This is a genomic window from Patulibacter minatonensis DSM 18081 (genome assembly GCF_000519325.1).
Classification (GTDB): domain Bacteria; phylum Actinomycetota; class Thermoleophilia; order Solirubrobacterales; family Solirubrobacteraceae; genus Patulibacter; species Patulibacter minatonensis.
Genome location: NZ_KI912613.1, coordinates 1118687 through 1136554, shown reverse-complemented (window position 1 = coordinate 1136554; position 17868 = coordinate 1118687). Strand labels below are relative to the sequence as shown.

General features: G+C 74.0%; 17 protein-coding genes. 10 read left to right on the top strand and 7 right to left on the bottom strand.

Annotation, left to right across the window (positions count from 1 at the left end; translation table 11 throughout):
• Window positions 1-122 precede the first annotated feature (122 nt).
• Both PATMI_RS0105210 and PATMI_RS0105205 read left to right on the top strand, forming a co-directional pair.
• Window positions 123-2297: a helix-turn-helix transcriptional regulator gene (locus tag PATMI_RS0105210; RefSeq protein ID WP_026910112.1), complete on the top strand. Its 2175-nt coding sequence runs from the start codon at window positions 123-125 to the stop codon at window positions 2295-2297.
• Window positions 2298-2334: 37 nt separating this feature from the next.
• A complete protein-coding gene (locus PATMI_RS0105205; RefSeq protein ID WP_036725267.1) occupies window positions 2335-2718 on the top strand; it encodes a hypothetical protein in 384 nt (127 codons plus the stop codon).
• Window positions 2719-2734: 16 nt separating this feature from the next.
• Here PATMI_RS0105205 and PATMI_RS0105200 read toward each other — a convergent pair whose 3' ends face one another.
• Window positions 2735-3331, bottom strand: a complete 597-nt coding sequence (locus tag PATMI_RS0105200) for a TetR/AcrR family transcriptional regulator (protein WP_026910110.1) — start codon at window positions 3329-3331, stop codon at window positions 2735-2737.
• Between the two features lie 61 nt (window positions 3332-3392).
• Here PATMI_RS0105200 and PATMI_RS0105195 point away from each other — a divergent pair, with 61 nt between their 5' ends.
• The gene (locus PATMI_RS0105195) at window positions 3393-4496 is read left to right on the top strand and encodes an alpha/beta fold hydrolase (RefSeq protein ID WP_051471080.1); all 1104 of its coding nucleotides are present in this window, start codon (window positions 3393-3395) and stop codon (window positions 4494-4496) included.
• A 118-nt stretch (window positions 4497-4614) separates the two neighbouring features.
• On the opposite strand, the gene PATMI_RS0105190 is transcribed toward PATMI_RS0105195, so the two are convergent.
• Both PATMI_RS0105190 and PATMI_RS0105185 read right to left on the bottom strand, forming a co-directional pair.
• The gene (locus PATMI_RS0105190) at window positions 4615-6300 is read right to left on the bottom strand and encodes a catalase (protein ID WP_026910108.1); all 1686 of its coding nucleotides are present in this window, start codon (window positions 6298-6300) and stop codon (window positions 4615-4617) included.
• Window positions 6301-6519: 219 nt separating this feature from the next.
• Window positions 6520-7509 carry an alpha/beta hydrolase family protein gene (locus tag PATMI_RS0105185; RefSeq protein ID WP_084269690.1) on the bottom strand — a complete coding sequence of 330 codons (990 nt, stop codon included), beginning with the start codon at window positions 7507-7509 and terminating at the stop codon, window positions 6520-6522.
• A gap of 108 nt (window positions 7510-7617) precedes the next feature.
• Here PATMI_RS0105185 and PATMI_RS0105180 point away from each other — a divergent pair, with 108 nt between their 5' ends.
• From PATMI_RS0105180 to rfbD, 5 genes are all read left to right on the top strand, one after another.
• On the top strand, window positions 7618-8190 hold the full coding sequence (locus PATMI_RS0105180; RefSeq protein ID WP_026910106.1) for a TetR/AcrR family transcriptional regulator: 573 nt from the start codon (window positions 7618-7620) through the stop codon (window positions 8188-8190).
• A gap of 72 nt (window positions 8191-8262) precedes the next feature.
• Complete coding sequence (locus tag PATMI_RS0105175; RefSeq protein ID WP_026910105.1) at window positions 8263-8742, top strand: pyridoxamine 5'-phosphate oxidase family protein; 480 nt, start codon at window positions 8263-8265, stop codon at window positions 8740-8742.
• A gap of 182 nt (window positions 8743-8924) precedes the next feature.
• Window positions 8925-10364 (top strand): pre-peptidase C-terminal domain-containing protein, encoded by a 1440-nt coding sequence (locus PATMI_RS0105170; protein ID WP_157260621.1) that lies wholly within the window; start codon window positions 8925-8927, stop codon window positions 10362-10364.
• 162 nt (window positions 10365-10526) lie between these two features.
• Complete coding sequence (locus PATMI_RS0105165) at window positions 10527-11603, top strand: glucose-1-phosphate thymidylyltransferase (protein ID WP_157260620.1); 1077 nt, start codon at window positions 10527-10529, stop codon at window positions 11601-11603.
• A gap of 5 nt (window positions 11604-11608) precedes the next feature.
• Window positions 11609-12571 carry a dTDP-4-dehydrorhamnose reductase gene (rfbD, locus tag PATMI_RS0105160; protein ID WP_051471079.1) on the top strand — a complete coding sequence of 321 codons (963 nt, stop codon included), beginning with the start codon at window positions 11609-11611 and terminating at the stop codon, window positions 12569-12571.
• A gap of 15 nt (window positions 12572-12586) precedes the next feature.
• On the opposite strand, the gene PATMI_RS0105155 is transcribed toward rfbD, so the two are convergent.
• Window positions 12587-13240: a hypothetical protein gene (locus tag PATMI_RS0105155; protein ID WP_026910101.1), complete on the bottom strand. Its 654-nt coding sequence runs from the start codon at window positions 13238-13240 to the stop codon at window positions 12587-12589.
• Window positions 13241-13334: 94 nt separating this feature from the next.
• Between PATMI_RS0105155 and rfbB the strand changes: the two genes are divergently transcribed.
• A complete protein-coding gene (gene rfbB, locus PATMI_RS0105150; protein ID WP_026910100.1) occupies window positions 13335-14339 on the top strand; it encodes a dTDP-glucose 4,6-dehydratase in 1005 nt (334 codons plus the stop codon).
• A 66-nt stretch (window positions 14340-14405) separates the two neighbouring features.
• Here the strand turns inward: rfbB and PATMI_RS0105145 are convergent, their stop codons facing one another.
• Entirely contained in the window at window positions 14406-14972 is a 567-nt protein-coding gene (locus PATMI_RS0105145; protein ID WP_026910099.1) for a hypothetical protein, read from the bottom strand.
• A 25-nt stretch (window positions 14973-14997) separates the two neighbouring features.
• Here PATMI_RS0105145 and PATMI_RS0105140 point away from each other — a divergent pair, with 25 nt between their 5' ends.
• Window positions 14998-15681 (top strand): uracil-DNA glycosylase, encoded by a 684-nt coding sequence (locus PATMI_RS0105140; RefSeq protein WP_026910098.1) that lies wholly within the window; start codon window positions 14998-15000, stop codon window positions 15679-15681.
• Here the strand turns inward: PATMI_RS0105140 and PATMI_RS33920 are convergent, their stop codons facing one another.
• Together PATMI_RS33920 and PATMI_RS27560 are read right to left on the bottom strand one after the other, a co-directional pair.
• Complete coding sequence (locus tag PATMI_RS33920; protein ID WP_051471078.1) at window positions 15682-16767, bottom strand: serine hydrolase; 1086 nt, start codon at window positions 16765-16767, stop codon at window positions 15682-15684.
• Between the two features lie 128 nt (window positions 16768-16895).
• The gene (locus PATMI_RS27560; RefSeq protein WP_026910097.1) at window positions 16896-17852 is read right to left on the bottom strand and encodes an N-acetylmuramoyl-L-alanine amidase; all 957 of its coding nucleotides are present in this window, start codon (window positions 17850-17852) and stop codon (window positions 16896-16898) included.
• Window positions 17853-17868 lie beyond the last annotated feature (16 nt).

The following is a 17868-nucleotide window of genomic DNA, read 5'->3' as shown; positions in this document are numbered from 1 at the left end:
GCCCCGATCCGGGGGCTGACACCGTCGGGCGTGCGTCGCCCTGTCACGAACCTCCCGCACAGGGGGACCGGGACACCATCCGCCCTGCGCCGGGGCCCTCCGCGCCGTACAGTGCCCGGACGATGGCGAAGGACACCGAGAAGCTGATCAGGCAGCTCTCGCTGATCTCGTACCTCATGGCGGAGCGCCGCCCGGTCACGGCGCCGGAGATCCGTCGTGACGTCGAGGGCTACAGCGGGATGAACGAGGACGCGTTCGCGCGGCGCTTCTACGCGGACCGGGCCGAGCTCGAGTCCCTCGGCATCCAGCTGACGATCGAGCGTCCGGGCGACGGCGGCGCCGAGCAGGAGCACTACTCGCTGCGCTCGGAGAACTTCCACCTGCCGCCGATCGCGTTCTCCGACGAGGAGCTCGCGTCGTTGCAGCTCGCGCTCAGCCTGCTCGACGGCGAGTTCGCCTACGCCGAGCCGCTGCGCCTGGCGCTCCAGCAGCTCTCCTGGGGCCGCCCGTCACCGCTGACGGAGCCCGCCGCCCGCCTGGTCGGCCTCGGCGTCACCGCCGGGGTCGCGGGGCGCGACCCGTCGCAGCGCCTGGCGAAGGTCGAGTCCGCGATCTTCCGGAACAAGACGATCGTCTTCGAGTACCACTCGCTGCACCGCGACGTGACGGAGTCCCGCAAGGTCGACCCGTACCACCTGCTCTTCCGCGGCGGCCAGTTCTACCTGCTGGGCCGCGACCACGAGAAGGGCGGCCTGCGCGTCTTCCGGCTCTCGCGCATCCGCGACAAGGTCGCCTACGCGACGAAGGCGGAGCACGACTTCCGGCGCCCGGACGACTTCGATCCGCGCCCGTACGGCGACCGCGCCGACTGGCAGATGTCCGAGGCCGTCGGCACCGCCCGCATCCGGATCGCGGGGCGCATCGCGTGGCAGGTCCAGCGCGCGCACGGCCGCCAGGGCCGGTTCGAGACGCTCGACGGCGCCGCGATCGACCTCGGGTCGCCGACGCACGGGTCGTCGGAGACGCCGGGCGGCGGGGCCGTGTCCGCCACGGGCGCCGGTGCGTCCCCCGCGGCGGCTGCGGCCACGGCGCAGGCCGCGTCCGGTCCGCCGGCCGACGTCGTCTTCGTCACCGACTACGGGGTCGAGCGCGCGCTGCTGGGCTGGGTCATGCGGATCGGCGAGCATGCCGAGATCCTCGAGCCCGCCGCCCTGCGGGACGAGTACCGGGCGCGGGTCGCGCTCGTCCGCGACCGCCACACCGGACCCTTCACACCCGCCGAGGGCCGGCTGGTCGAGCCCGTCGAGGACCCGGGTGCCGACGCCCCGCCGACCCGCGACGGCGTCATCCGCCCGGAGCGGTTCGCCCGCCTCGTCACGCTCGCATCGATCCTCATCCACGCCGGTCGCGCGACGGAGCGGCTCGAGGTCAAGGAGCTCCTGGCGCGCCTGAACGTGTCGGAGGCCGAGCTCCGCGACGACATCAACGTCCTCAACGTCGTGAACTTCGGCGGCGGCTCGTACGTGCTCTACGCCGAGATCGCGGCGGACGGCTGGCTCGACGTCGACCCCGAGCCGTACTCGGACCACTTCGCCCGCCCCGCCCGGCTGTTGCCGGTCGAGGCCAAGGCGCTCGTCGCCGCGATCGACCTGATCGGCGACCACTTCCCGGACGGCACGCTCGGCGACGTCCGCCGCAAGGTCGTCGACGCGCTGGGCGAGGACCCGCTCGAGCACGGGCTGCAGGTCGCCCACGGCGGCGGCGACGACCGCGACCTCTCGCGCCTGATCTCCCGCGCCGCGCACGACCGCCGCCTGGTCGAGCTGGACTACTACAAGCCCAACGAGGACGAGTTCTCGCACCGCACCGTCGAGCCGTACGCGCTCATCAACGGGCGCGAGGGCTGGTACGTCGCCGCCTTCGACCCGGCGCGCGACGACGTCCGCCACTTCCGCCTGGACCGCATCCGCCACGCGCACGTGCTGGAGCAGACGTTCGAGCGCCGCCCCGAGGTCGATCCGGCCGCCGAGGTCGCGGGCTGGCCGCGCACCGGCGAGCTCCCGGCCTCCCGCAGCGCCCGCGTCTGGGTCAGCCCGGACCGCGCCCGCTGGGAGCGCGAGCGCCGCACGATCGCCGAGGAGCTCGGGGACGGGGCGCTCGTCACCGAGATCGCGTTCGCCGGCGCCGACTGGCTCGTCCGCGAGGTCCTGACCGAGATCGGCGACCTCGTGGTGCTCGAGCCGGGCGACGCGCGGGACGCCGTCCGGCGCGTGGCCGAGGACCTGTTCGCGCGCTGATCAGGTCCGTGCCCGTGGGTCGCGGTACGTTCGCCCGATGGTCCTGATCGTCGTCCGCCTGACCGCAGACGAGCGCGCGTTCCTCCTGCAAGGGCTCGCGGTCTGGGGTGGACCGACCGCCCCGACCGACGCGGTGGCCCGTGTCGTGGGGTACGCGGACGTCGCGGAGATGGACACCGGGAACGACCGGCTCCGCGACGGGCTCGGCCGGGGCGATGCACTCACCGCCGAGGACTGGCGCCGGGCGCTCGTCGCCACGGAGCTCGGCTTCGCGAGCGACCGTCTCGGGGCCGGGATCGAGTGGTCGATCGTGACGCCGTTCACCGACGAGCAGAGCGTCGTGCTCCTCCGGGCCGTGCAGCGCCGGATCTCCGAGGCGATCCATGGCACCCGGGACGGTGACACCCGCTCCGGTGCGTGAACGCGGCGCCGGGCGCTCAGGCCCGGAGGCCCTCGAGCAGGCCGTCCAGGACCTCGAGCATCTCGGCCCGGGCGGTCTGCTGGTCCTCCGCCGCGACGACGTAGAGGGCCGCCTCGTCCAGCGCGCCCAGCAGGACGTGGGCGAGCGGGCGGGTCGGGGCGCGGCGGATCGCGCCGGCCTCCATACCGCCGGCCAGCGCGGCCTCGATCAGGCCGAGCCCGTGGCGCAGGCCGATCGCCCGCCAGCGCTCCCAGCCGAGGACCGGGAGCGCGTCGACGAGGACGATCCGGTGGACGTCGGGGGCCGTGACGGCCTCCAGGAACGCGACCGCGCCGGCCCGCAGGGCCTCGACCGGGCCGGTGGCGTCGGTCATCGCGCCGGCGGCGATCGCCTGCGTGAGCTCGCCGTCGATCTCGTCGACGATCGCCTCCAGCAGGTCGGCCTTGTCGGCGAACTGGTGGTAGAGCGCGCCGCGCGTGACCCCGGCCTCGCGGACGAGCTCCTCCGTGCCGACGGCAGCGAACCCGCGGTCCGCGAACAGCCGTCGTCCGGCGTCGACGAGCTTGCGGCGGGTGGCCTCGGAGCGCTGGGCCTGACGGGATCCATTTGACATACATACTGCCTGTACGTAAGTTGCGTACTGCCTGTACGGAACATCGACGAGGACCACCATCATGCTCGATCCCGCGCCCGCCACCCACGATCCCCGGTCCGTCGGCGGGGGTGCCCGTCCCACCGGCGGCGACGCCAGGCCCGCGACCTCCTCGTCGGCGGAGCGGTCCTCCGTCGGCACGGCGGCCCCGTCCGTCGTCCGGGCGCGCCGCGCCGCCGCGCCCGCGGACCTCCCGGCGGTCCCGGCAACCGACCCGCGGTATCGGGCCCGGCGCACCGCCCGCCGGCGCGCCCGCCACGACGCGCCGCTCACCGTCCCGGAGCTCACCGGCGTGACGGTCCGGGAGGTCGCTCTCCGGCAGGGCACCGTCCGCGTCCGCGAGGTCGGCACCGGCCCGACGCTGCTCTTCGTCCACGGGCTGCTCGTCGACGGGCGCGTCTGGGACGGCGTCGCGGCGGCGCTGGCCGACCGCTTCCGCTGCGTCCTGCCGGACCTGCCGCTCGGGTCGCACCGGCACGCGTTGGCCGAGGGCGCCGACCGTGCGCCGGAGGGGATCGCGGACCTCCTCGAGGATCTGACGGTCGCACTCGACCTCGCCGACGTGACGGTCGTCGCCAACGACTCCGGCGGGGCGATCACGCAGCTCTGGATGGACCGGGGGATGGCGCGGGCCTCGCGCGTCGTGCTCACCCCGTGCGACTGCTTCGACCACTTCCTGCCGCCGGCGTTCCGCGCCTATCAGGTGCTCGCGCGGATCCCGGGCGTCATCGGCCCGGTGCTCGCCGCCACGAGGCTGGACGTCGTCCGGCAGCTGCCGATGGTCTACGGCGGACTGACCCATCGGCGGATCGACGCCGCGCTGCTGGACGCGTGGCTCGCCCCGGCGGCCGCGGACCGGGGCGTCCAGCGCGACGTCGTCGGCTTCCTGCGCGGCATCTCGTCGCGCCGGCTGACCGCCGCGGAGGAGCGCCTGACGGCGTTCGACCGCCCGGTGCTGCTCGCCTGGGCGCCGGAGCAGGCGTGGTTCCCGCTCCGCCACGCCCGCCGTCTGCAGGAGATCCTCCCCGACGCCCGGACCGCGGTGATCCGGGACGCCGGGGCCTTCGTCGGCCTGGAGCAGCCGCGGGCGACGGCGGACCTGGTCGCGGGGTTCGCGGTCGGCTGAGGGGGCGACGGGGCGCGGCCGGTGGTCGGCGGCCCGCCCGGTTCGCCGGTCCGGCCTCGCGGCGCCGATCTGGCGCGGGCCACCGCACCGTCGACTCGCGTCGCCGACGGTCGAGCGCTCAGTCCGCCGCCACGCCCTCGTCCACCAGGTTCTTCCGGTGGTTCGGGACGCAGTGGGTCATCGTCAGGCCCGAGACGTCGCGCGGGCCGTTGTTCCCCAGGTTGTCGAGGCGGGCCTGCTCCTTCTCGCCCCAGCCCTGCGAGGGCAGCGGCTGCAGGTGCTCGACGTCGCCCACGCCGATCCCGATGCCGTCGCCGACGCGGGAGCCGAGCTCGTCGTCGGCGAGCAGGAGGTGCCAGACCATGCGCTCCTGGATCGGGCGGTCGCACTCCGACAGCTTGCTCGTGAGGTTCTCGACGAGGTCGTCCTTCTCCCACTGCTCCGAGAGCTGGTACCGCTGCCCGGGCTGCGTGTAGTCGTCGGTCCGCGGGAGCTGCCGCCGGACGATCGTCCCTTCGTGCACGGCGCCCTGCTGCTCCACCGGAGGCTTCGGCGCCTCCTGCGGGCCGCCGAGGATCGACGGCTCGTAGTTCACCGTCTGCTTGCCGCCACCGTCGCCCTGGTCGTAGGCCATCGGCCCGTCGCGCTGGTTCGTGCGCACCCCGCCGGTGACGCCCTTCGGCGCGTTGACCGGGAGCTGGAGGTAGTTCGGGCCGACGCGGTGTCGCTGCGTGTCGGAGTAGGAGAACGTCCGGCCGACGAGCATCTTGTCCTCGGAGAAGTCGAGGCCGTCGACGAGGACGCCGGTCCCGAACGAGATCTGCTCGCTCTCCGCGAAGAAATTGTCGGGCCGGCGGTCCAGCACCATCCGGCCGACGGGCAGCACCGGGAACTCGTTCTCGGGCCACGTCTTCGTGTCGTCGAGCGGGTCCCAGTCGAGCTCGGGGTGGTCGTGGTCGTCCATCAGCTGGACGCGGAGCTCCCAGGCCGGGAAGTCGCCGGCGTCGATCGCGGCGTAGAGGTCCTTCGTGTGGACGCCGAGCTCCTCGCCCTGGGCGACGGCGGCGTCGTCCTCGGTCCAGCTCTCGACGGTCTGCTCGGGGATCCAGTGGTACTTCACGAGCTTCGTCTCGCCCGCGGCGTTGACCCAGCGGTACGTGTTGACGCCGAAGCCCTGCTGGTGGCGGTAGCTCGACGGGATCCCGCGCGGGCTGAAGACGAGCGAGAACATGTGCAGCGACTCCGGCGTCTGGGACGCGAAGTCGAAGACCCGGTTGGCGACCTGGCGCTCGAACGTCACCGGGTCGGGCTTCTGCGAGTGGATGAAGTCGGGGAACTTGATCGAGTCCCGGATGAAGAAGACGCCGAGGTTGTTGCCGACGAGGTCCCAGTTGCCGTCCTCGGTGTAGAACTTCACCGCGAAGCCGCGCGGATCGCGGACGGCCTCGGACGAGTCCCGGCCGCCGGCGACGGTCGAGAAGCGGACGGCGACCTCGCAGGAGCCGCCCTCCTGCAGGACCTTCGCCCGGGTGTACTGCTGGGTCGGCTCGTCGCCGACCTTCCCGTAGGACTCGAAGCGTCCGAAGGCCGTCGCGCCGCGCGCGTGCACGACGCGCTCGGGGATCCGCTCGCGGTCGAAGTGGGCCAGCTTCTCGAGCAGCTGGTAGTTCTCGAGCGTCGCCGGGCCGCGGTCGCCGACGGTGCGCGAGTTCTGGTTGTCGGAGACCGGGTGACCCTGGCGCGTGGTCAGGACGTCGCGGTCGTCGGGGGTGCCGTCGTTCGGCGGGTTCGGGGCGTCGGACATGAGGGTCCTCCGGTGTTCGGGGTGAGGGCGCCAGAGCGCGGCGTGGGGCCGGTCGTCGTCCACGACCCGGAGTCGTCCTCCACGGCCGTGCGGCGTCGTCCGGCCCGCCGGGCTCCGGCGGACAGGACCCGGTCGCTACCCCGCGGGCGTGCGGGCACACGCGCGGACGGATGCCCGTGGTCGGTATCCGCGTCCTCGCCGGTCGCCCTCGTGAGGGGGTCAGCCCGCCTTCGACTCCAGGCGCCCGAGCGGCTCCGTCCCACCCTCGAGGTCTGTGCGCACCGCCCGCCAGTCGGCGTCGTCGACCTTCAGCGCCGCGCGGAGCCAGGCCGCCGTCGCCCGCCGGATCACGGCCACGCGGCCGGGATGCTCGTCGGTGGTCTCCGCGGCCTCGTAGCCCGAGATGCCGCCGAGCAGGTGCTCGCCGCCGGCGATGGTCAGGAGGTGCTCGGCACCCGGGCTGCGGGTGTAGGCGTCGGTCATCCACTCCGGGCCGCGGGCGGACAGCGGGGAGTCGTCGCGGTCGCCCGTGACGACGAGGGTCCGCGGCGTCAGGGTGTCGAAACCCGGGTTCATGAACGGGAAGTGCTCCCGTGCGAACGGCGCGAGGTCGTCGCCGGTCCCCGCCGTCGCGAGCAGCACGCCCGCGCTGATCCGCGGGTCCGAGAGGTCCTCGCCCGGGCGGCCGTCGGCGTCGAGGACGCGCGCGCCGAGCAGGGCGCCCGCGGTCTGCCCGCCGAACGAGTGGCCGGCCACGGCGACGCGGTCGCCGTCGACCCGGCCGGCCAGCCCGGGAACGGCGGCGACCAGGACGCCGAGCTCGTCGAGCATCCGTCGCAGGTCGGCGATGCGGAAGCGCCAGATGTCGCCGTACCGCGGATCGTCGGGCGTGATGCCGAGCCGGCGGGAGTCGAGGTGCGTGGTCTGCAGGACGACGAACCCGGCCGCCGCCCAGGCGTTCACGAGCGGGGCGTAGCCGTCGAGCGAGAGCCCGAAGCCGTGGGAGAACAGGAGCACGGGGAGGGCGTCGCCGGCCACGGGGGCCGTGATCCGCACGGCCAGGTCCTCGCCGCGGTCGGGGGCGGGCAGGACGACCGGCGCGACGGAGACCACCGGGGCGGTGATCAGGTCGGCGACGGTGTCGGGGCCGGGGGCCACGGGGCCCGCGTGGGTGTCGGCGGTGGTCGTCGTGGGGTCCTGCGTGGTCATGGGTGGTCCTTCGGATCGCCGGGGAGGCCGGCTGGTCGGGTACGATCCGCGGTGAAGCGGAGAGGCAGTCCGGAAAGCGTACCGGATTGGTTATCCGTTTTGACGATCATGGCCGCCCCGACCCCGAAGACCCCTGCCCGCCGGGCCGACGCCGAGCGCAACCGCGAGAAGCTGCTCGTCACCGCCCGCGAGGCGTTCGCCGACCCCGGGGCCGAGGTCTCGATGGCCGAGATCGCGCGCCGAGCGGGCGTCGGGATGGCGACGCTCTACCGCAACTTCCCGGGGCGCCGGGAGCTCCTCGAGGCCGTCTACACGGACGACGTCGACGCGGTCTGCGCGGCCGCGGAGGCGGGGGGTGCGGCCACGCCCGGCGAGGCCCTCACCGCATGGCTGCGGCGCTTCTTCGCCTTCTACCGGAGCAAGCGCCACGTCGGCAACGAGCTCCTGGCCCGCACGGACGAGCACAACCCGGTGGTCCACAGCGGCCGGCCGCGGGTCATGGCCGCCGGCGGGCCGCTCCTCGACGCGGCGCGGAGCGCGGGAGACGTCCGCGACGACCTGAGCCTCGAGCAGCTCCTCGAGGCCGTCGTCGCGATCGCGCGGATCGACGGCGACCCCGGGCACGTCGAGCCGATCCTCGAGGCGTTCCTCGACGGGCTCCGTCCGCCGGCGCCCTGCTGATCCGTCCCGATCTACGAAACGCGCACCCCCGAGGCCCCGGGACGACGACGCGGATCGACTAGCGTCGCCCCCATGAGCCGCCGCGACGCGATCACGATGACCGACGAGGAGGCCCTCGCCTTCCTCGAGGAGGAGCGCACCGTCGTGTGCGCGACCCAGGGCCCGCGGGGCTGGCCGCACCTGATGCCGCTCTGGTACGTCGTCCGCGACGGCCGCCTGTGGGCCTGGACGTTCGCCAAGTCGCAGAAGGCCGTGAACCTGGAGCGCGACCCGCGGGCGACGCTGCAGGTCGAGGCCGGGCAGACGTACGACCAGCTGCGCGGCGTGATGTTCGAGTGCGAGGTCGTCCTGCACCACGACCTCGAGGTCCTCAAGCCGCTCGGCACCGAGATCCTGCGGCGCTACACGCCGGGCATGGACGGCGACACCCCGCTCCCCGACGGCGCGGCCGCGATGGTCGAGGCCCAGGCGAGCAAACGGGTCGGCTTCGAGTTCGTCGAGCAGCGCCGCTCCACCTGGGACCACCGCAAGCTCGCCGCCGGGGTGTACTAGGACCGGGCCCCGCCCCGGGCGTCCCGGGTCGGGGTCGTGTCCGGGGTTCGGCGAGGACCGGGGCACCCGTGCGGAGGCCGGAAAGCGCCGACGCGCCAATCGGGCGACGACCCTCGACCCCGGGTGTAGGTTCGGGACGTCGGTCGCCCCGGCGACCGGCCCGTCCCGACCGAGAGGCCCCCGTGCGTCGAACCCTGCCCCTGCTGCTCCTGGGAGTGCTCGCGCTCCCGGCCACCGCCTCCGCCGCGCCACCGTCCAACGACGCGCGCACCGCCCCGCGCGAGCTCTCGACGCCGGCGAGCGTCACCGGCACGACGGTCGACTCCACGCTCGAGACCGACGAGCTCGGCGGCTGTCAGCCGCTCAAGGGGTCCGTCTACTACGAGCTGACGGCCGCGGAGGCGAAGACGATCACCGTCCGCCTCGCCGCCCAAGGCGACCTCGACGCCACCGTCGAGGTCTTCCGTCGCACCCGCTCACAGCTCGCCGCGGTCGACTGCGAGAGCTCCGACGACAAGGGCCGCGCCGAGCTCTCGTTCAAGGCCGCGAAGGACGGCCGCTACCTGATCCGCGTCGGCCAGCGCCTGAACTCCGTCGCCGGCACGTTCTCGCTCGACGTCTTCGTGCCGACCCCGCCCCCGACGGCGCCCGGTCCGCAGCTCCCGAAGGCCGGCGTGTCGCGCACGCTGGACCAGGTCCAGGACCAGAGCGACGCCTGGTCCGCGAGCCTCCGCCAGGGCGGCCGGTACCGCATCAACCTCTCGCCCTCGGACACCGCGGCCGGCGACGACGGCTGCGTCGAGCTCCAGGTCTTCGGCCCCGGGACGAAGGACTTCGACGAGGCGCGCCCGGTCCGCACCCTGCGCTGCGGCGGCTACGCCGTCATCGCCCCGGGAGCGGGTGAGGGCGGTCGGTACAGCTTCCTCGTCACCGCGCGGCCGAAGACGATCGGACCGCAGCGCTACCACCTCCAGCTCGCCGCCTCCGGACCCGACGACGCGTCGCCGGGCATCCGGCTCTCGAACTTCGAGACCGTCCGCGGCTCGCTCGACGCCACGGGCGTCGACGTGGTCGACCTCTTCCGCTTCGACGTGACGCGCCGCAGCGCGCTGAACCTCACCCTCGCGGGCGGCCGCGGCTTCCAGCTCCGGCTCCTGACGGCGAACGGCGGGACGCTCGACACGAGCCAGGACGACGGCACGATCGAGCGCGACATCAAGCGCGGCCGGTACTTCCTCGCGGTCTCCGCCCCCGCTGGTGCTCGCGGCCGCTACCGGCTGACCCGCGCCACGCGGACGATCACCCGCACCTCGATCGCGTTCGGCGGCAGGAAGCGGGCGAGCATCAGTCCCGGCTCCACCACCCGCGTCGGCCTGCGCACGAGCCCGCGCGTCTCCGGACCGGTGGCCGTCACGATCGAGCGCTTCGACCCGCTCGAGGGCTGGCAGTTCGACCGGACCGTCCGGACCCGCGTCTCGAACGGGCGCGGCGGCTTCGGCTTCACGCCGCCGAGCACCGGCAAGTGGCGCGCACGCGCCGCGTTCAAGGGGACGCGGTCGGCCGCGCCGAGCACCAGCGGCCTGGCGACCGTGACGGTCGAGGGTCCGCTGCGCCAGCGCTGAGGCGCCGGCGGACCGTCCGGCCGCGCGCCGACGGTCCGGCGCCTCCGGCCGGGGTGGCCCCCGGCCGGGCGCACACCGTCACCCTGCCCCCCCGTCCGATCGGCCCCTGTGTGCGCACCACCGCCGGGGCGCGGGGCGCACGCCCTATAGCCTCCGGCCGCAATGGCGCATCTGAAGGGTCTGATCCTGTCGGGCGGTCGTGGGACGCGGTTGCGGCCGATCACGCACACGTCGGCGAAGCAGCTGGTGCCGGTGGCCAACCAGCCGGTGCTGTTCTACGGGATCCGGTCGATGGTGCAGGCCGGGATCACGGAGATCGGGATCATCCTCAACCCCGAGACCGGGGGCGAGATCCGTGAGGTCGCCGGCGACGGGTCGCAGTTCGGGGCGCAGATCACCTACATCGACCAGACCTCCCCCGACGGCCTCGCACATGCGGTGCTGACGGCCGAGCCGTTCCTGGGCGAGTCGTCGTTCGTGATGTATCTCGGGGACAACCTGTTGCAGGGCGGCATCTCGGAGCTGGTGCAGCAGTTCGAGCAGAATGCGCCGGACGCGATGATCCTGTTGCAGCCCGTCGACGACCCGACGTCCTACGGTGTCGCGGAACTGCAGGACGGTCGCGTCGCGCGGTTGGTGGAGAAGCCGAAGGAGCCCAAGAGCGATCTGGCGCTCGTCGGGGTGTACCTGTTCACGAAGCGGATCCTGGAGGCGGCGAAGGCGATCGAGCCGTCGCCGCGTGGGGAGCTCGAGATCACGGATGCGATCCAGTGGCAGGTCGATCAGGGTGATCGGGTCGAGCCGCACGTGGTGCACGGGTGGTGGAAGGACACCGGCAAGCTCGCGGACATGCTGGAGGCCAACCGGCTGATCCTCGAGACGATCGAACGCCGCGTGGACGGGGAGATCGATGAGCACTCCCAGGTCGAGGGCAGGGTGATCATCGAGCCCGGTGCGAGGATCGTGCGGTCGGTGGTGCGTGGTCCGGTCGTGATCGGTCATGACGCGGTGATCGAGGATTCGTACGTCGGCCCGTATTCCGCGATCGCCAGGGATGCGGTGGTGGAGCGGTCGGAGGTGGAGCACTCGATCTTGTTGGAGCGGGCGAAGCTGATCGGGCTGGAGGGCCGGATCGAGTCGTCGCTGCTGGGGCGTGATGTGATCGTGCGGCGTGGTGAGCGGACCCCGCGGGCGTACCGCTTCATGGTCGGCGACAACTCCGAGATCGAGATCCTCTAGCCGCCATGGGCTTCTCCCAGCAGCGCGGGGTCCAGCGGCTCGGGCCGAACATGGTGCTCCGGCCCAACAAGGGGGCCCTGGACCGCAGCGACGACGACGGCCCCGACGCCGCGGCGCACCGCAAGCGGCTGATCGTGATCGGGGCGACCGGCATGCTCGGCCACCGTGTCGCCGACGTCGCGCGCGTGCACGGCTGGGAGGTCGTCGAGGCCCCGCGCCGCGCGTTCGACCTGACCGACCTGGGCAGCACCACGGTGTGGCTCGAGAAGGCATCCCCGACCGTCGTCGTCAACTGCGCCGCGTACACGGACGTCGACGGCGCGGAGGAGCACGAAGCGACCGCGCTGAAGGTCAACGGCGACGGTGCCGGCAACCTCGCGAAGGCCACCGCCGCGCTCGGCGTGCGGCTGGTCCACGTGTCGACCGACTACGTCTTCCGCGGCGACGCGACCGAGCCGTACCGCGAGGACGCACCCGTCGACCCGCAGGGCGCCTACGGACGGACGAAGCTCGAGGGCGAGCGGCAGATCGCGGAGCACAACCCGGACCACCTGATCTGCCGCACGAGCTGGCTGTTCGGGCAGGGCGGTGGCAACTTCGTCGACACGATGCTGAAGCTGTCGGCCGACCGCGACGAGGTCTCCGTGGTCGCCGACCAGGAGGGCTGCCCGACGTGGACCGGGCACCTCGCGCCGGCGCTCGTGACGGTCGCGGGGTCGGACGCCCGCGGGATCGCGCACCTCTGCGGGTCCGGGCAGACGACCTGGCACGGGCTGGCGTCCGAGACCTTCGCGCTGGCGGAGACCGGCACCATCGCGACTCCGGTGGGCACCGACGCGTTCCCGCGCCCCGCGCCCCGTCCGCCGTGGAGCGTGATGGTCTCCACCCGCGGGGACGTCCCCCGCCTGCCGGCGTGGCAGGACGGGCTCCGGGGGCACCTGGGCGAGGTCAACCGCCTGAAGGGCTGACCGGTCGCCCGTCGCTCAGCGCTCGTCGCGCTGGGCGAACGGGTTCGGCGTCGCGTCGGCGTCCGATGCCGTGCGGTCGACCCGGCCGGGCGCGGGCGGCGCCGCGGTCGCCGTGTCCGCGGAGCGGTCGGCGTTCGCGTCGCCGAACGCCTCGGCCGGGCGTCCCGCTCCACCGCCCGGCACCCACCCTGCGCCCTCCGCCGGGAGCGACGAGTTCGTCGCGTCGACGGGGACGTAGCGTCCCTCGCCGGACTGGATCTCCTGCGCCATCTCGCGGATGCGCGCCTGCGAGGCGGCCCAGCCGCGGACGGGGACCTCGTGCTCGAGGTGCCAGCCGAGGAAGCGCTGCTCCACCGGGCGCGACCAGAGCTCGATCGCCCACGGGACGGGGAGGAGCAGCCGGACCACCACGAAGATCGGCAGCAGGACGAGCAGCAGCAGGAGCTCGGCGAGCAGGAACAGCGTGACCACGATCGCGGGGATCGCGAGGATCAGCAGGAAGATGCCGATGATGGCGCTGATCGGGTCGTCGCCCAGGTCCCCGCCGTCGATCGGGACGTCGGGGATGTCGCGGACCCGTCGGCGCCACGGGAGCCAGCGCCGGCGGACCCTCCACCTGCGGCGCGGACGTTGGCGATCGATGACCCGCAGTCCGCGTGCACACGGCATGCGCGGCAGTCTAGGCGCGCCACGCGCCCCGGACCCGACGCTCGGGCCGTTCGGCCCACCGGTCACAGGTGGCTCGCGTAGGGTTCGCGGGCGTATGAAGCTTCTCGTCTGTGGTGGTGCCGGGTTCATCGGCTCGGCGTTCGTGCACCAAAGGGTCGCCGCGGGCGACGAGGTCCGCGTGCTGGACGCGCTGACCTACGCCGGCCGTCGCGAGAACGTCGAAGGCCTCGACGTCGAGCTCATGGTCGGCCGGATCGAGGACCCCCACGCCGTCCAGCAGGCCACCGCCGGCGTCGACGCGATCGTCAACTTCGCCGCCGAGACCCACGTGGACCGCTCGATCCTCGACGCCCAGGCATTCGTCCTCACCAACGCCCTGGGCACCCACACCCTCGTCGAGGAAGCCCGCCGCCGAGAGGTCCGCTACCTGCAGGTCTCCACCGACGAGGTCTACGGCTCGATCACCGAAGGCGCCTTCACCGAACAGCACCCCCTCGAGCCCTCCTCGCCGTACTCCGCGTCGAAGGCCGGCGCGGACCTCACCGTCCTGGCCGCGCACCACACCTACGGGCAGGACGTCGTCATCGCGCGGGGATCCAACTGCTACGGGCCCCGCCAGTTCCCCGAGAAGCTGATCCCCGTCATGACGCTGAACGCCTTGCACGGCGGGCCGCTGCCGGTCTACGGCAAGGGCGACCAGGTCCGCACGTGGCTGCACGTCGACGACTTCGCCTCCGGCATCCACGCCGCCCTCACCCACGGCGTCTCCGGGCAGGCGTACAACGTCGGTGGCGCGAAGGAGAAGATCAACCTCGACGTCGTCACCTGGATCATCGGCCTGACCGGCGCGTCGACCGACCAGATCCGGCACGTCGAGGACCGCCTCGGCCACGACTTCCGCTACGCCCTGGACAGCAGCAAGCTCGAGGCGCTCGCGGGTTGGTCGCCGAAGATGGACTTCGATCAGGGCGGCCTGGAGTCCACGGTGCACTGGTACCGCGACCACCCGCACTGGTGGAAGCCGCTCGTCGCCACCGACGACTACAAGGCCTACTACCGCCGCGTCTACGGCCAGGACCACACCTTCCTCGACGACTGAGACCGGCGCCGGGAGCGGACGCTCGTCGGCGGCCGGGCGTCGGCGCTCCGCTGCGGGGGGTCGGCCCTACTTCGCGGCGGGCGCGGTGCTCGTGCCGCCCGGGGGCGTCGGCGCCGCGGAGCTCGTCGTCACGGCCGGCGTCCCGATCGCCGGGCCGGCCTTCGAGCCCTTCTTGCCGACGGCGTTGCCGTCGAACTTCCAGGATCCGCCCTTGCCGCCGTTCGGACCCTCCTGGACGAGCCGCAGGGTGTCGACGCGCTGCTCGTCGTCGTTGATCTTCAGGCGGACCTGGGCGGTGGCGACGTTGCCCTCGATCTTCACGTCGCGGACGTCCATCTTCGTGGAGTCGGCGTTGTCGAGCGCGGCCTTCGCCGTCTTTGTGCACTCCTTCGCGCCGCCGAAGGCCGCGACGAGGCGGGCGGACAGCAGCGAGCGGCAGACCTTCTCGGCGCCGGGGTCGTCCTGCTTCTCGTCGTCGTAGGCGTCGTCGAGCGCGCGGATCGTGTTCGCGACGCGCGCGGCCTCGCCGTCGAACGCCTTGTCCTTCGTGCCGCCCTGCTGGGCGCAGCCGGTCACCCCGGCGGCGGCGAGGGCACCGGTGACGGTGAGCAGGGCCAGACGGGGGGCGATCACGGGAGCGAACGGTACCGTAGGGCCGGTGCACACGGCCCTGGCCGACCATCAGCAGCAGGTCTCGGAGTGCCGCGCGTGCCCCCGCCTCGTCGCCTGGCGGGAGGAGGTCGCGGCCGTCAAGCGCGCCGCGTACCGCGACGAGGAGTACTGGGGGCGGCCCGTCCCGGCCTTCGGCGACCCGGATGCGCGGGTGCTGCTCGTGGGTCTCGCGCCCGCCGCGCACGGCGCCAACCGCACGGGCCGGATGTTCACCGGCGACCGCTCGGGGGACTTCCTCTACGCCGCGCTGCACCGCACCGGCTTTGCCAACCAGGCGCACGCGGACCGGCCGGGCGACGGGCTGGAGCTCACCGACTGCTGGATCACCGCCGTCGTGCGGTGCGCCCCGCCGCAGAACAAGCCGACGACGCAGGAGCGCGACGCCTGCCTGCCGTGGACGGCCCGCGAGCTCGAGCTGCTCCCGAACGTCCGGGTCGTCGTCTGCCTCGGCCAGTTCGGGTGGGACGGTGCGCTGCGCCTGCTCGCCGCGCGGGGCGTCCCGATCCCGCGGCCGAAGCCGCGGTTCGGGCACGGTGCCGAGGTCGATCTGGGCGACGTCCACCTGCTCGGGACGTTCCATCCCAGCCAGCAGAACACGTTCACCGGGCGCCTGACCCCGCCGATGCTCGACGCGGTCCTCGCCCGGGCGGCGGAGCTCGCCGCGCGCTGATCAGCCGCCGGGGCAGCCGGCGGCGACCTTCGGCCACTTCGACGGCGGCAGCGCGGAGCGCAGCGCCTGCGCCATCTTCGTCAGGACCGGGGTGACCGCCTCGAGGCCCCCGGGACGCTGCGCCGCGACGGCGACGGCGACCCCGCGCGAGCCCTTCCGCAGGATCCCGTACTGCACCGCGACGTAGCTGCCGCCGTCCTCGGGACCCCAGCCGCCCTTGAACGCCACGCGCGCGCCCCACGACGGGGTGCCGAGCCCCCAGCGCTGGCCGGACACCACCTGCTGCATCAGCCCGGTGACGAACGTCGTGTCCGCCGCGTCCAGGACGCAGCCGGCGGAGAGCCCGCCGAAGAACCGGACGCCGTCGGCGAGCGGGAGCTCCGTCTGCCCGAACGTGGTGAACGACCCGCGCTTCCGCCGGTTGACCGGGATGGCCTTGCCGCTGCCCGCCTGCAGGGCGGTCTCGACGACGTCGGAGGCCCCGTCGACGCCGCCGTACTTCGCCGTCAGCTCGCCGAAGAGCGACTCGGCCGCGGCGTTGTCCGACGCCGTCAGGGCGGAGGTCGCGAGGCGCCGCTCCTCGGCCGTCGGCGACGTGCCGCCGCCGAGCTCGCCCTTGCGCCGGGCGCGCAGGACGCCGGAGAGGACCGCGACCTTCGAGCTGCTCCACGCGTGCGTGGTCGGCAGGTCGCCGGCGCGGGCGACGCTGCCCGGCCCGATCACGCCGACCGCGGCGCCGGAGCCGGAGCCGCCGGCCGCGGCGGCCTTCGCGGCCGCGCGGCGCAGGATGGTCCGCGTGGCGGCGGCGCTCGACGTCGCGGGTGCCGTCGAGGACTCCCGGGTCGTCGCCCGGCCGGTCGACGCGGACGCCTCGCGGCGCTTCTCGGCAGGCAGGCGGGGGTCGTCGGCCGACGTGATCACGTCGTCGGCCGTCGTCGTGGTCGCCGCGCCCCGCGTGTCGCCGTCCCCGTCGTCGGTCGCGCCGCGCAGCAGCACGCCGGCGAGGACCGCCGCGAGGAGCACCGTCGCGACGGTCATCCCGATCAGCACCCAGAAACGGCGCGGCCGGCCGGAGTCCCCTGGCATCGGGCGACCCTATCTCCCCGGCGCCGGGCGGCGCGGCGGGCGGTCGACGGCGTCCGCGCCGCTCCGGGCCGTCCCGGACCGGTGGGTCGTGCCCGTGGCCGCGGTCGCGTGGCGGTCGGCGTCGGCGGTCATCGGCGCGCCAGCAGGAACGCTCGGACGCCCGCCGCGATCGAGCGTCCGGCCTCGCGGCGCCACACCGGGTCGCTCATCCGGGAGGCGTCGGTCGCGTTGCGCATGTTGCCGGTCTCGATCATCACGCCCGGCACCTTCAGGAGGTTGAGCCCGCCGAGGTCGGTGCGGACGTCGAGGCCGGCCCTGCCGAGGTACGTCGAGTACGGCAGGCCGGAGCCCTCCCGGTAGGCGCGGCGGACCTGGCGGCCCAGCTGCGCGGACGTCGCGACGATCCGGTCGTGGCCGGCGACCTGCGGGACCCGGCCGGGGAGGATCACGTGGAAGCCGCGGCCGGACGCCGGGCCGCCGTCGCCGTGGATCGAGATCGAGGCATCGGCCTTCGCGGCGTTCGCGATCCGGGCGCGGCGGTCGACGCACGGACCGACGCCGTCGTCGTTCGAGCGCGTCATGCGGACGGTCGCGCCCTCGGCCTCGAGCGCGCGCTGCACGTGCTTCGCGAGCAGCAGGTTCAGCCGGGACTCGGCCAGCCCGCGGACGCTCTCGGTGCCGGTGGTGTTGCACGCCTTGCGGCCGTTGCCGACGTCGACCTGGCGGTCGATCTGCGCCGGGTGCGACGCGTTCTGCCCGTTGTGGCCGGGGTCGACGACGACGGTCAGGCCGCGCAGGGCGCCCGAGGAGGACGTCCCGGCGGCCGTGGTGGTGCCGGGCGTCGTCGCGGTCGAGGTGGTGGGCGGGGCGTCGCCCGTCGTCGTCCGTGCGGGCGTCCCGGGGGCGCGGGTGGTGGCCCGCGCCGGGACGACGTCCGTGGTCGTCTCCGTCGTCCGCGCGGCGGTCGGGGTCGTGCGGGGCCCATCGTCCCCGCCACCGTCGACGAGGACCGCGGCCGCGCCGCCGCCGACCACGAGTCCGGCCAGCAGCCCGACCGCGACGGGCGAGCGGGTCCGGGACGTCATCGGGTCCGCCGCCCGG